The following is a 13,368-nucleotide window of genomic DNA, read 5'->3' as shown; positions in this document are numbered from 1 at the left end:
GAAAAAATCATGGGCAAAATCATTGGCATTGACTTGGGTACAACGAATTCCTGCGTTTCCGTCATGGAAGGCGGACAACCAAAGGTCATCGAAAACTCCGAAGGCGCGCGTACCACGCCATCGATCATCGCTTATCAGGAAGATGGCGAAATTCTGGTTGGCGCACCTGCCAAACGTCAGGCAGTTACCAATCCGAAGAATACGATTTACGCATCGAAGCGCCTGATCGGCCGCAAGTTCGATGAAAAGGAAGTACAAAAAGACATCGGTCTGATGCCATATCAGATCGTCAAGGCTGACAACGGCGACGCATGGATCGCGGTGCGCGACAGCAAGCTGGCACCGCCACAGATTTCGGCCGAAGTGCTGCGCAAGATGAAAAAGACTGCGGAAGACTATCTGGGCGAAGAAGTGACCGAAGCGGTCATTACCGTGCCGGCTTACTTCAATGACGCGCAACGTCAGGCAACCAAGGATGCCGGCCGTATCGCCGGTCTGGAAGTCAAGCGCATCATCAACGAACCGACTGCTGCGGCACTGGCGTTCGGTCTCGACAAGACTGAAAAGGGCGACCGCAAGATCGCCGTGTATGACCTGGGCGGCGGTACATTCGACGTCTCGATCATTGAAATCGCCGATGTCGATGGCGAAAAGCAATTCGAAGTGTTGTCCACCAACGGCGATACTTTCCTCGGTGGCGAAGACTTCGACCAGCGCATCATCGATTACATCATCGAAGAATTCAAGAAGATCAACGGTCTCGACCTGTCCAAGGACGCGATTGCACTGCAACGCATCAAGGCATCGGCCGAGCGCGCGAAGATCGAATTGTCGTCGTCGCAGCAAACTGAGATCAACGAGCCGTACATTGCAATGGCAAACGGCGCGCCGGTTCACTTGAACCTGAAGATCACCCGCGCCAAGCTGGAATCGCTGGTGGAAGAACTGATCGCCAAGACGATTGAACCATGCCGTATCGCGATCAAGGATGCCGGCGTCAAGGTTTCCGATATCGACGACATCATTCTGGTTGGCGGCATGACCCGTATGCCGAAGGTGCAGGAAAAGGTCAAAGAATTCTTCGGCAAGGATCCGCGCAAGGACGTCAATCCGGATGAAGCAGTTGCCGTTGGCGCTGCGATTCAGGGTTCGGTGTTGTCGGGCGATCGCAAGGACTTGCTGTTGCTGGACGTGACACCGCTGTCGCTGGGTATCGAAACCATGGGCGGCGTGATGACCAAGATGATCAAGAAGAACACCACGATCCCGACCAAGTTCAGTCAGGTGTTCTCGACGGCCGACGACAATCAGCCGGCCGTAACCATCAAGGTATATCAGGGCGAACGTGAAATTGCTACCGGCAACAAGGCCTTGGGCGAATTCAATCTGGAAGGTATTCCGCCAGCAGCACGCGGTACCCCGCAGATCGAAGTGACTTTCGATATCGACGCCAATGGTATTTTGCATGTCGGCGCGAAAGACAAGGCGACCGGCAAGGAAAACAAGATCACCATCAAGGCCAACTCCGGTTTGACCGAAGAAGAGATCGAAAAGATGGTGCGCGATGCTGAAGCCAACGCTGAAGATGACAAGCGCCTGAAGGAACTGGCCGAAGCCCGCAATCAGGGTGACGCGCTGGTGCACTCGACCCGCAAGGCGCTGACCGAATACGGCGACAAGCTGGAAGCCGGTGAGAAAGAGGCGATCGAAGCCAGCCTGAAAGAGTTGGAAGAAGTATTGAAGGCAAACGACAAGGCCGCAATCGATGCCAAGTCGGCAGCCTTGTCGGTGGCAGCGCAAAAGCTCGGCGAAAAGATGTACGCCGACCAGCAGGCACAGCAGGCAGCAGCCGGCGGTGCAGCAGGCGCAGCAGGTGCAGCAGCAGGTGGTGCGGAAGCGCGTCCGAAGGATGACGACGTAGTGGATGCCGACTTCAAGGAAGTGAAGTAACCCAGTCTGATGCCGGGCCGCGCAGTTGCGCTGGCCCGCAGCAGGCCGGTTCAAAGCAAGACGTCGTCCGGCCTGGCCGTTCGACACGCCGAGTCAGGCGGTCGCGAGGCCGCCTCTCGGCTTTTTCGTATTGGTTGTTTTGAGGTTTGATCGATGCTGATCGGGCCGCAGCGGTACGCTACAGTTCGCCAGTCTGGCTGGACGGAAGTCGCAGGGACCACTTGGGAACGCAATAACAAGGTGCTTATAAAACATGGCAAAACGTGATTTTTACGAAATACTGGGCCTGGCCAAAAATGCCTCCGACGAGGACATAAAAAAGGCTTATCGCAAGTTGGCGATGAAGTACCATCCTGACCGCAATCCGGACAGCAAAGGTGCGGAAGAGAAGTTCAAGGAAGCCAAAGAAGCCTACGAAATGCTGTCCGATCCGCAAAAGCGCGAGGCGTATGACCGCTATGGTCACGCCGGCGTGGATCCGAATATGGGTGGCGGCGGTGGCGGCGGTGCCGGCGGATTCGCCGATGCCTTCGGCGATATCTTCGGCGACATTTTCGGCGGCGGCGGCGGTGGTGGCCGTGGTCGCAATGCCGGCCCGCAAGTGTATCGCGGCGCTGATCTGCGCTATAACCTGGAAATCACGCTGGAACAGGCGGCGCACGGATTTGATACCACCATCCGGGTACCGTCCTGGGATGAGTGCGATACCTGCCACGGTTCCGGTGCCAAGCCGGGTACTTCGCCGATCACCTGCACTACCTGCGGTGGTCATGGTCAGGTGCGCATGCAGCAAGGTTTTTTCAGTATTCAACAGACCTGCCCGAAATGTCACGGCAGCGGCAAGATTACGCCGGAACCGTGCGTTACCTGCGCCGGCGCTGGTCGCATCAAGCGCAACAAGACCCTCGAAGTCAAGATTCCGGAAGGAATTGACGACGGCATGCGGATCCGCTCTTCCGGCAACGGTGAGCCGGGCATGAACGGCGGTCCTCCGGGCGACTTGTATGTGGAAATCCATATCAAGGCGCACGAAGTATTCCAGCGCGATGGCGATGATCTGCATTGCGAGATGCCGATTTCATTTGCCAAGGCAGCACTGGGCGGTGAGATTGAAGCGCCGACGCTCAATGGCAAGGCATCCTTCACGATTCCCGAAGGCACGCAGTCGGGCAAGACCTTCCGTTTGCGCAGCAAGGGTATCAAGGGTGTGCGTTCCGGTTATGCCGGCGATCTGTTCTGCCACGTCGTGGTAGAGACGCCGGTGAAGCTGACCGAACGTCAAAAGGATTTGCTGCGTGAATTCGAAACGCTGACCGCTGAAGGCGGCGCCAAGCACAGCCCGCAAACCAAGACCTGGAAAGATAAGGTCAAAGAGTTTTTCGAGTAAAGCTGAAGCTGCTTCGCACTCTCCGCAAAAACGCCGGCGTTCAACTGAACGCCGGCGTTTTTGTTTATTGGTCAGTCAACGGGCAGTGAATGGCAACGATCAGAAGCAATGTTCCGTGGCCGGGAATGACTGATCCCGGACGGCGGTCACATAGGTGTGCACAGCGCCGTCAATGCTGCTGGCACCATCCATGAAGTTGCGCACGAAACGCGCCTTGTGGCCGGGGAATGCGCCCAGCATGTCGTGCATCACCAGTACCTGGCCGGAACAGTCCGGGCCGGCGCCGATACCGATGGTCGGAATGCGCAATTGTGCAGTGACATCTTTACCGAGCGCTGCCGGAATCGCTTCCAGCACCAGCAATGAAGCGCCGGCGGCTTGCAGGGCGAGTGCGTCGGCAACCAGCAATTCGGCGCCAGCCAGCGTCTTGCCCTGTACCTTGTAGCCGCCCATCTGATGTACGGACTGCGGTGTCAGGCCGAGATGTGCGCACACCGGAATGCTGCGTTCGGTCAGGAATCTGACGGTATCTGCCAGCCAGGCGCCGCCTTCCAGCTTGACCATGTGCGCGCCGGCCTGTATCAGTCGTACCGCATGCTCGAAGGCAGCCGTTGGCGTTGCATAACTGCCGAACGGCATGTCTGCCACGAGCAACATGTTTTGATTGCCGCGCACCACACAGGCAGTGTGATACGCGATATGGTCGACCGTCACCGGCAGCGTCGACGTGTGGCCCTGACAGACCATGCCGAGCGAATCGCCAATCAGCACCACTTCGACGCCGTTGCGATCCATCAGTGCTGCAAAGCTGGCGTCGTAACAGGTCAGCATGCTGATCTTTTCGCCCTTGTCGCGCATCGCTTGCAACGTCGGAATGGTGACTGGCTTGCTGCGCCCCTTGCCGGCGGTTTCTTGCAGATACCCTGACATCTTTCTATTCTCCTCGATTCAAAAACGCACGTTTGCCCCGCATCTCGGCGATATGCGACAACAACAATTCAAAATCTTCCTCGTGTTCAGACAGGTTCAGATGTTCATTGTTGACGATGAGAATCGGGGCCGCGTCGTAGTGATAAAAAAAGTGACTGTAGCTGTCGCACAGACGTTGCAGATATTCAGTGGAAATCAATGCTTCCATCGGATTGCCACGCTTGCGGATGCGTTCGACCAGTGTCTCCGGACCGGCTTGCAGATAAATTACCAGATCCGGTTGCAAGGCTTGCGGACGCAGATGGCGATAGAGCTGTTCGTACAGTTTCAACTCCTCTTCGGCCAGCGTCAGACGGGCAAACAGCGGATCTTTTTCCAGCAGGTAATCGGCTACGAAACGGGTGTTGAACAAATCCGGCTGGGCCAGACTTTGCAGTTGCTGGATGCGCTGGAACAAAAAGAACATCTGGGTTTGCAGAGCGTAGCGACTGGCATCCCGATAAAATTTTTCCAGAAACGGATTTTCCTGGGCTTGCTCGAGTATCGGCTGGGCCCCGAGCCGTTCGGCAAGTTTGTTGGTCAGCGTGGTTTTGCCCGCGCCAATGGGGCCTTCTACGACAATATATTTACAGGTGTCTAAATCCATATTTGTTTTTTTGCAACGACGAAAGCGAATAATGAAGTCGCATTGTAGGAGATTGACAGACCCGTGTCAGTTTATTGCTCCATGGCACTCGGCAATGAAAAAGGGCGGCTTTGTGACACATAATTTCCACGTGGAAATTTTTATTTCGAAATCAAACCGAATTCACCCTCTGTTCTGCCGACAGAGCCAGCCATTGGATGGTCACAATACAAAATTGCATGTGAAAAAGATTCGATACTGTAAATTGACTTATTTCCGGGCATTAACATATTATTTATTCATGTCAGATCAGTAAACAATGGCGCCAGCCTGCCGTTACCTACAGGGAGCAGCAGGACAGGGGACCGGCAAAACGGCGCCTTACATGAAAAAAAATTTCTGATGGGATTCCACGTGAAGTCGATACATCACCCCTTAGTGGCGATATGCGGCCTGAATACGTTGTTACTGATCGCCTTTGCTCCCGTCTGGTGGCAAGGTCTGGTTGCCGGTGGCGTGGCCGCGGCGGCGATCTGGCTGGCCGTACAAAAAAGCGAGAAGGCGTTGCTGGCGCCATCGGCGGTCGCCGCTGAAGTCGCCATCATCATGCCGGAAGTGCCGCCCGAGCTGAGCACGCCATCGCCATTGCCGCAACTGATGCTGGGTGTCTTGCCGGCGTGGAGCAACAACGTCGAGCTGGCGCGCACTCAGACCCAGGAAGCGATTGATAATCTGACGCAGCGGTTTGTCGGCATTCATCAGCGCTTGGGTGGCGCCGTCAGTCTGGCCGCAGGCGGCAAGAATGGCGATGTGTTGCTGGTCATTCAAAACGCGGCGCAGCAACTCGGCGGCGTGGCGACGGCGCTGGAAGAAGTGTTGGCGACGCGTGACGCATTGCTGACCAAAATCGAGACACTCGGTCAGTTCAATGATGAAATCCGGGAACTGGCAAATCGGGCTGCGCAACTGACCGGGCTCAAGACTGTGCCCGATCTGTTGACCGCGCAGCAGAGTGAAGGCGAGGCCGCAGAACAGACGGCGGCACAGGCCGCAGACATCGGCCGGCAAATTGCGGCCAAAACAAAAATCGTGAAGCAACAGATTCAGACTGCGCTGGTGGCCGCCAATCAGCTCAACAGCGATGCCGGCCGCATGATCGACAATTCACGCGCGGTGATCGCCCATGTGATTGCCGATTTCCGTCAATCGGCGCTCAAGCTCAGCGGCACTGTGGGGCAACTGGAAGAAGAAAACCGCGAAGTCGATCAGGAAGTCTGCGACATTCTGGTCAACCTGCAGTTCCAGGATCGGATCAGCCAGATATTGGGTCATGTCCGCAGCGATATTCAGAAACTGGTCACCGCCATCGAAACCAATGCCGCCTTGCCCGAGCGCCAGCAATGGATGGATGCGCTGGAACAAACCTATACCACGCTGGAACAACGGCAGGTTCATGGCGGCCAACAGGCCGGCAACGCGCAGCATTCACAAGTTGATTTCTTTTGACAGGATGAGTGGAATGGACAAGACAATATTGATTGTGGACGATTCATTCAGCTTGCGGCAAACCATCAGCATGGCGCTCAAGAGCGTCGGCTATCAGGTGGTGGAAGCCAGCGACGGACAAGATGCGCTGAGCAAGCTTGATGGCCGCAAATACAATCTGATCATTTCCGACGTCAACATGCCGAATCTGGATGGCCTGAGCTTCGTGCGCGCGGTCAAGCAAAACCCGAATTACAAATTTACGCCGGTGATCATGCTGACCACCGAAAGCGGCGATTCTCGCAAACAGGAAGGCAAGAGTGCCGGCGTGCGGGCATGGGTACACAAGCCGTTCCTGCCGCCCGTCTTGCTGGATGCGGTTGCCAAGCTGGTTTTACCCTGAGGTCGCCGTATGCCGCTGACAGAAAGTACGCGTGACGGACATGCACTGCTATTGATCAGCGGCGGCTTCACCATTTTTCAGGCGGCCGAATCGAAGCCGCAACTGATCCATACCATCGGCCAGGCCGACGCCATGCTGGAACTTGATTTGCAAGGCGTCGACGAATTCGATACCGCCGGCCTGCAATTGCTGTTGTCGCTCAGGCGCGAGGCAGCGCAGCAAGACAAGTTGCTGATTTTTTCCGGCTTCAGTGCGGCAGTGATGTCGGTCATCGGCTTGCTGCATTTGCATGAAACGTTCGGTTTGCCGTTGCCTTCAGCATCAAGGAGTCATGCATGAAAAAAGATGCAGCCCGTGATGCGCTGGTATTGGAGGCCCGGGAGCTGCTGGTCGCGATGGAAGCGGCGCTGCTGCAGATCGAAAGCGACGGCCCCAGCAAGGAATCCATCAATGCGATTTTCCGCGCCGCGCATACGATCAAGGGCTCGGCCGGCCTGTTTGCGTTTGACAGCATCGTCAACTTTACCCACGTGCTGGAAAACGTCCTCGACAAGGTGCGCAATGGTGTACTGGCGCTGGATGACGGCATGATGTCATTGCTGCTGGATTGCGGTGACTACATCGGCAGCCTGGTCGATGCGATTGAACAGTTGACGGAAAGCGACGACCCCGATCCGGTGCGTCGCGCTGAACTGGAAGCCGCATTGAACAAGCATTTGTCGGCGCCGGTCGATCCGTTGATGGTGGCGGCAGTGCAGCCGGCAGCCGCAGCGGCGATCCCGGCCGAGGATGAGACCACGGTTGCCAATCCGTGCTGGCATTTGTCGTTGCGCTTCAGTCCCGATGTATTGAAAGACGGTCTCGACCCGCTGTCGTTTCTGCGCTACCTCACCACGCTCGGGGATATGGTGTATTGCCAGATCATCGACAGCGATATTCCGGGCCTCGAAGTGATGGATCCCGAAACCTGTTATCTCGGTTTCGAAATTGGCCTGGCCACCGAAAGCACCCGGGAAAATATCGAAAGCGTATTCGAGTTCGTGCGTGAAGGCAGCCAGATCGTATTGCTGGCACCGCACTGCGGCTTGTCGGCCTATCGTCAGGTATTGGCCGGGTTCAGCGACCCGGCGGCGATTGCCGGCGTATGGCTGGCGTCGGGCGCACTGACCGTACACGAGTGGCGTCAGCTTGAGCAAGCAGTGGCCGCTGCCGGTCCGTCGCGGGCGCATGCGGCGGTGGCGGCAATGGACGCCGGACCACATGCAGCAGCCACCGCGCGCATCAAGCCGGTCGATGAAAAGAAGGCGCAGGAGCAAAAGTTCATCAAGATTGAAGTGTCCAAACTCGACCAGTTGATCGATCTGGTCGGTGAGCTGGTGATTGCCGGCGCCGGTGCCAGCCTGATTGCGAAACATCGCAAGGATGCCAAGCTGGAAGAATCGACCCAGCTCATTTCCGGACTGGTGGAACAGATTCGCGATGCGGCCCTGACGTTGCGCATGGTGCAGATCAACGAAGTCTTTCAGCGCTTCCCGCGTGTGGTGCGGGATATCTCGCGGGAAATGGGCAAGGATATCGAGCTGATCGTGACCGGTGCCGAGACCGAACTCGACAAATCCATGGTGGAAAAAATATCCGATCCGCTCATGCATATCGTGCGCAACGCCATGGATCACGGCATCGAGTCGGCCGCGCAGCGGGCCGTAGCCGGCAAGCCCGCCACCGGCGTCTTGCGGCTGAACGCCACCCATGAATCCGGCAGCGTCGTGATTGAAGTGTTCGACGATGGTCGTGGCCTCGACAAGAAAGTCATTTTGCAGAAAGCGGTAGAGCAAGGGCTGGTGTCGGCCGATGCCGGCTTGAGCGAGGGCGACATATTTCGCCTGATTTTCGAACCGGGATTTTCTACCGCGACCGAAATTACCGCGCTGTCGGGACGCGGCGTCGGCATGGATGTGGTCAAGCGCAACATCGATTCATTGCATGGCGATGTCGATATTTTCAGCGCCGTCGGCCGCGGCACCATGGTGCGCATACGCCTGCCGCTGACGCTGGCGATCATCTCCGGCTTTCAGGTCATGGTCGGCGGAGCGGTGTTTGTGATTCCGCTCGATCTGGTGATCGAGTGCATCAACTTGTCGGTACATCCGGTACATAACAATATCGTGACCTTGCGCGGCGAGCCGTTGCCGTTCGTGCCGTTGCGGGAATTGTTCGAATTGCCGCAGAAGGACAGCGTGCGCAAAAGTCTGGTCATCGTGCAGTACGGCCAGCAGCGCGCGGGCTTGCTGGTAGATGGCTTGTTGGGAGAGTGCCAGGCGGTGATCAAGCCGTTGGGCAGTCTGTTCAGTCAGGTCAAGGGATTGAGCGGTTCCACCATTCTCGGCGATGGCCGGGTGGCATTGATCCTCGATATTCCGCATCTGATCCAATACACCCGCCAGCTGGAACAGACGGACGTCACCCGGGCAGACATGCGCGCTGGTGAACAGATATAGCAGCAGTAGTGGCGAGCAGGTTATTTCAGTTTTGGAAGTGAAGCAAAACCAGGGGATTTTCATGCAAAACAAGTTGACGCAGCGGATCAGCATCAGACAGCTTTTCATTTGGCTGGTGGTGGTACTCGCGGTATTGATGGGGAGTATCGTCAGCGTAACGCGTGCCCTCAAGGAAGCCAACAGCAATTTGAATCATGCGCATGAATCCCGCTACTATTCGCTGGCGCTGGCAAACGAAATGCGCCGCAGTTCCGATGATCTGACCAAGTTCGCACGCGCTTACGTGACCACCGGCGACCCCAATGATGAAGAGCGCTATTACGTGGTGCTCGATATTCGCAACGGCAAGCGGCCCCGCCCCAAGAATTATTCCCGTTTCAACTGGGATCTGGTGACCGTGAAGCAGGCCACCACTGCGCCATCCGATCCGCCGGTGCCGCTGATCGAGCTGATGAAGCAGGCCGGCTTTACCGCTCCGGAACTGGCCAAGATGCAAGAAGCCAAGACCATGTCGGACAACCTGAGCAAGATTGAGATCACCGCATTCAATGCAGTCAAAGGCCAGTTCGACGACGGCACTGGTAATTTCACGGTGACTGGCGCACCCAATCAGGCCATGGCGCAAGAATTGATGTTCGACCAGAATTATCGTGGCATGGTGGGGCGCATCATGGCGCCGATCAGCGATTTTCTGCGCATGGTGGATGAACGCACGCAAGCTTCTGTGGTTGCGGCACAAACGCGCTATTCGCAACTGGAGATCGTGATCTTCTCGCTGCTCGGCGCTTCCATGCTGTTGTTGCTGGTCTGCCTGTTCTTTGCGTATCGGGTGATCCGTTCGCAACTGGGCGGTGAACCACGGGATGCGATGATGGTGTTGCGCAAGGTGGCCGAAGGCGATCTGACCGTCAAGGTGCCGGTGTCGCGGCGCGATACCGGCAGCGTCTTGCACAGTACGCAGCAAATGATCGCCAAATGGACCAATGTCATCGGTGATGTCAGCGGTACCGCCAGTTCACTGGCATCGGCCTCGGAACAGATTTCCGCATCGTCGCAGGCGCTCAGTCAAAACGCCTCGCAACAGGCGTCGAACGTCGAAGTCACGAGTGCGTCGGTAGAAGAAATTACCGCTACCATCGCGCAGAATGCAGAGAATGCACGCATCACGGATGGCATTGCCAGCAAATCTGCCAGTGCCGCTGCCGAGGGTGGCGAAGTGGTGCGTGAAACGGTGCTGGCCATGAAGCAGATCGCCGGCAAGATCGGCATCATCGATGACATCGCTTATCAGACCAATTTGCTGGCATTGAATGCGGCGATTGAAGCGGCGCGGGCCGGTGAGCACGGCAAGGGATTCGCGGTGGTGGCTGCAGAAGTGCGCAAGCTGGCGGAGCGCTCACAGACAGCGGCGCAGGAAATTATTGCGGTCGCGGAAAACAGCGTTATTCTGGCTGAAAAAGCCGGCGGACTGCTGGATCAGATGGTGCCGTCGATTCGCAAAACGGCAGATCTGGTACAGGAAATTTCGGCGGCATCGCGCGAACAGTCAACCGGGCTTGAGCAAATCAACAATGCCGTGCATCAAATGGCGCAGACCACACAAATGACCGCTTCGGCGTCGGAAGAGTTGTCGTCGACCTCGGAAGAGATGAGTGCCCAGGCAATGCAGTTGCAGGAATTGATGTTGTTTTTTCAGGTCGGAGATGAAAAACGGAATGTATCGCATCGATCAGGGGTAGTGCTGAAAGAACCGACGGCAATGAAATCGAAACTGGTGCAAACCAGACGGATGTCGTTGCTCGATGCTGATGATGAACCGGTCGACGAGACCTCGTTCAAACGTTTCTAGCACGGGGGTGCAAAGAAGCGTCGGTCAGTTGCTTGCAGGGTGACGGCAGTTACAGAGGGGACAAAATGAAACTGGCAAACAAGCTTGTGTTGAGTTTTGCGGTAGGTGCGCTGTTGACGATTGCAGTCGGTGCGGACGGCGTACTGAATTTGTTTCGCGTCAATAGCATGCTGCAGGAAATATATCGCACCAATTTGCTGACCATTGTCAATCTCAACCTGACCGAGCGCACCACGCAGAGCATCTATTCGTCGCTGCGATCAATGGCGGGCAGCGCCGACCGCGAAATCAAAAAGCGCGACGCAGAACCCATTCAGAAGCAATTGGCACAGTTGCGCCATGCTTATGACCGCTACAAATCGACCACTGATCTGACGGCTGAAGAATTGCGCCTGCAACAGGGAATGGATGCGCTCGTCACTGATTTCATCCGGCAGGTGGTCAGCAGCCAGGAGCGCATGCTGCGTAGCGATGCGGCGACGCCGGTAACGCTTGGCCTGATTCAAAGCTATGAAAAGATACAAACGCAGACGCAATTGCTGATTGATGAAAACGTCCGTCAGGCCAATGACAATCTGGCGCGGGCCAATGCGCTGGAAAAAAGAAATCTGACTGAGATTGCCGGCGTCACGCTGTTGGCGGTACTGATGGCGATCATGCTCGGTGTCTATGTCAAATGGTTGTTTGCCAGGCAGATTGGCGGGGATCTGAAGGAGGTCATGCTGACCATGAAGAAGATTGCCGATGGCGATCTCGGCATCCATCTTGAGGTAGGGAAAAAAGATCATGGCAGCGTCTTGCACAGTGCGCAGAAAATGTTGCAAAAACTGACCACGATCATCGGCGACGTCAATACCGCGACGGTGGCACTGGCCTCTGCATCCCATCAGTTGTCGGAGGCGGCACAGCAGTTGAGCAAGAATTCCTCGCAACAGGCAGCCGACGCTGAAGAAACCAATGCCGTGGTCGATCAGATTACCTACACGGTGAAACACAATACCGAAAATGCCAACAAGACCAACCTGATTGCGACCGAGTCTGCCAACGCCGTCGCTGATGGCAGTACCGCCGCCAACGAAACATTGATAGCGATGCGACAGATCGCGAGCAAGATCGGTGTCATCGATGAAATTGCTTATCAGACCAATCTGCTGGCGTTGAATGCGGCAATCGAAGCGGCCCGGGCGGGTGAGAACGGCCGAGGATTTGCGGTGGTGGCAAGTGAAGTGCGACGGCTGGCAGAACGTTCGCAATCGGCGGCGCAGGAAATTGTCGAAGTGGCGCGTCATGGGGTAGAAGTGGCGGAGAAAGCAGGTTCCTTGCTGGATCACATGTTTCCATCGATACGGACTACCGCTGAACTGGTCTCTGAAATATCGTTCTCGGCACGCGAGCAAACCAATGGCCTGATAGAAATCAATACCGCCATCCGACAGATCAGTCAGGCGGTGCAACTCAATGCCGTGGCATCGGAAGAATTGTCGGCAACCGCTGAAGAAATGAATACGCAGGCTGCACAGTTGAAGGAAATGATGGGGTATTTCCAGTTCCACGGCGAGCCGGAGAGAAACAGGACGGGGCGTATTGCAGCCAGATTGGCCGGGACTCCGGCCGGATCCTCTGCCGCAAAATCCGGACCGGAAATGCCGGTCCTGTCAGATGTTTGAGGAGTATGTAAATGCCTAGTTTGTCGCTCACCAATGAGCATTCCTTTTCACGATCACCGCAACGCGAGGTCATCGAGCAGCGTCAGTTTTTGACTTTCGTGCTGGCGGATGACGTATTTGCGATGCCGATTGAGAATATCCGTGAAATCATCGAATTTGTCGGACTCACGGAAGTGCCGCTGATGCCGAATTTTTTGCGCGGCGTGATCAACTTGCGTGGCGCCGTGGTGCCCGTCATCGATTTGTCGGTGCGCTTCGGCCGTCCGCTGTCGGTGGTCGGCAAGCGCACCTGCATCGTCATCATGGAAGTGATGCAGGATGAAAAACTGCTGTTGCTTGGCGTCATGGTGGATGCCGTCAGTGCGGTGTTGACGATTGATCTCGACAAGATAGAAGGACGGCCTTCCTTCGGGGCGCGGATTCGCTCGGATTTCATTGAAGGCATGATCAATATCAAAGACCGCTTCGTGGTGGCGCTGGATATCAAGGCGGTCTTGTCGGTGGATGAGATGGCGACCTTGATAGGCATGGCGGTAGCCGATGGTTTTGATGCCTCGGCCAACGAGTGAGTCTG

General features: G+C 56.2%; 11 protein-coding genes. 9 read left to right on the top strand and 2 right to left on the bottom strand.

Annotated elements, in window-relative coordinates; all coding sequences use genetic code 11:
• Positions 1 to 9: 9 nt before the first annotated feature.
• Together dnaK and dnaJ are read left to right on the top strand one after the other, a co-directional pair.
• Positions 10 to 1,950: a molecular chaperone DnaK gene (dnaK, locus tag AKL27_RS05630; RefSeq protein WP_050461818.1), complete on the top strand. Its 1,941-nt coding sequence runs from the start codon at positions 10 to 12 to the stop codon at positions 1,948 to 1,950.
• A gap of 253 nt (positions 1,951 to 2,203) precedes the next feature.
• On the top strand, positions 2,204 to 3,337 hold the full coding sequence (gene dnaJ / locus AKL27_RS05625; protein WP_050461817.1) for a molecular chaperone DnaJ: 1,134 nt from the start codon (positions 2,204 to 2,206) through the stop codon (positions 3,335 to 3,337).
• Between the two features lie 99 nt (positions 3,338 to 3,436).
• Here the strand turns inward: dnaJ and panB are convergent, their stop codons facing one another.
• On the bottom strand, positions 3,437 to 4,267 hold the full coding sequence (gene panB / locus AKL27_RS05620) for a 3-methyl-2-oxobutanoate hydroxymethyltransferase (RefSeq protein ID WP_050461816.1): 831 nt from the start codon (positions 4,265 to 4,267) through the stop codon (positions 3,437 to 3,439).
• A 4-nt stretch (positions 4,268 to 4,271) separates the two neighbouring features.
• Positions 4,272 to 4,913 (bottom strand): deoxynucleoside kinase, encoded by a 642-nt coding sequence (locus AKL27_RS05615; protein WP_050461815.1) that lies wholly within the window; start codon positions 4,911 to 4,913, stop codon positions 4,272 to 4,274.
• Between the two features lie 393 nt (positions 4,914 to 5,306).
• On the opposite strand from AKL27_RS05615, the gene AKL27_RS05610 reads away from it, so the two are divergent.
• The 7 genes from AKL27_RS05610 to AKL27_RS05580 all read left to right on the top strand — a co-directional run bounded on the left by AKL27_RS05610 (position 5,307) and on the right by AKL27_RS05580 (position 13,363).
• Entirely contained in the window at positions 5,307 to 6,398 is a 1,092-nt protein-coding gene (locus AKL27_RS05610) for a chemotaxis protein (RefSeq protein ID WP_232310908.1), read from the top strand.
• 13 nt (positions 6,399 to 6,411) lie between these two features.
• The gene (locus AKL27_RS05605) at positions 6,412 to 6,780 is read left to right on the top strand and encodes a response regulator (protein WP_050461813.1); all 369 of its coding nucleotides are present in this window, start codon (positions 6,412 to 6,414) and stop codon (positions 6,778 to 6,780) included.
• Between the two features lie 9 nt (positions 6,781 to 6,789).
• A complete protein-coding gene (locus AKL27_RS05600; protein WP_050461812.1) occupies positions 6,790 to 7,119 on the top strand; it encodes an STAS domain-containing protein in 330 nt (109 codons plus the stop codon).
• Positions 7,116 to 9,278: a chemotaxis protein CheA gene (locus AKL27_RS05595; protein WP_050461811.1), complete on the top strand. Its 2,163-nt coding sequence runs from the start codon at positions 7,116 to 7,118 to the stop codon at positions 9,276 to 9,278. Before AKL27_RS05600 ends, AKL27_RS05595 begins: the two co-directional genes overlap by 4 nt.
• A gap of 61 nt (positions 9,279 to 9,339) precedes the next feature.
• Positions 9,340 to 11,127 carry a methyl-accepting chemotaxis protein gene (locus AKL27_RS05590; RefSeq protein ID WP_050461925.1) on the top strand — a complete coding sequence of 596 codons (1,788 nt, stop codon included), beginning with the start codon at positions 9,340 to 9,342 and terminating at the stop codon, positions 11,125 to 11,127.
• 65 nt (positions 11,128 to 11,192) lie between these two features.
• The gene (locus AKL27_RS05585; RefSeq protein WP_050461810.1) at positions 11,193 to 12,794 is read left to right on the top strand and encodes a methyl-accepting chemotaxis protein; all 1,602 of its coding nucleotides are present in this window, start codon (positions 11,193 to 11,195) and stop codon (positions 12,792 to 12,794) included.
• An 11-nt stretch (positions 12,795 to 12,805) separates the two neighbouring features.
• Positions 12,806 to 13,363 carry a chemotaxis protein CheW gene (locus AKL27_RS05580; protein WP_050461809.1) on the top strand — a complete coding sequence of 186 codons (558 nt, stop codon included), beginning with the start codon at positions 12,806 to 12,808 and terminating at the stop codon, positions 13,361 to 13,363.
• The last annotated feature ends 5 nt before the right edge of the window (positions 13,364 to 13,368 follow it).

Origin of the sequence: Herbaspirillum autotrophicum (genome assembly GCF_001189915.1) — a bacterium.
GTDB lineage: Bacteria > Pseudomonadota > Gammaproteobacteria > Burkholderiales > Burkholderiaceae_D > Herbaspirillum > Herbaspirillum autotrophicum.
The sequence above is the reverse complement of the archived record's forward strand: the minus strand, read 5'-3'. Positions and strand labels throughout refer to the sequence as shown.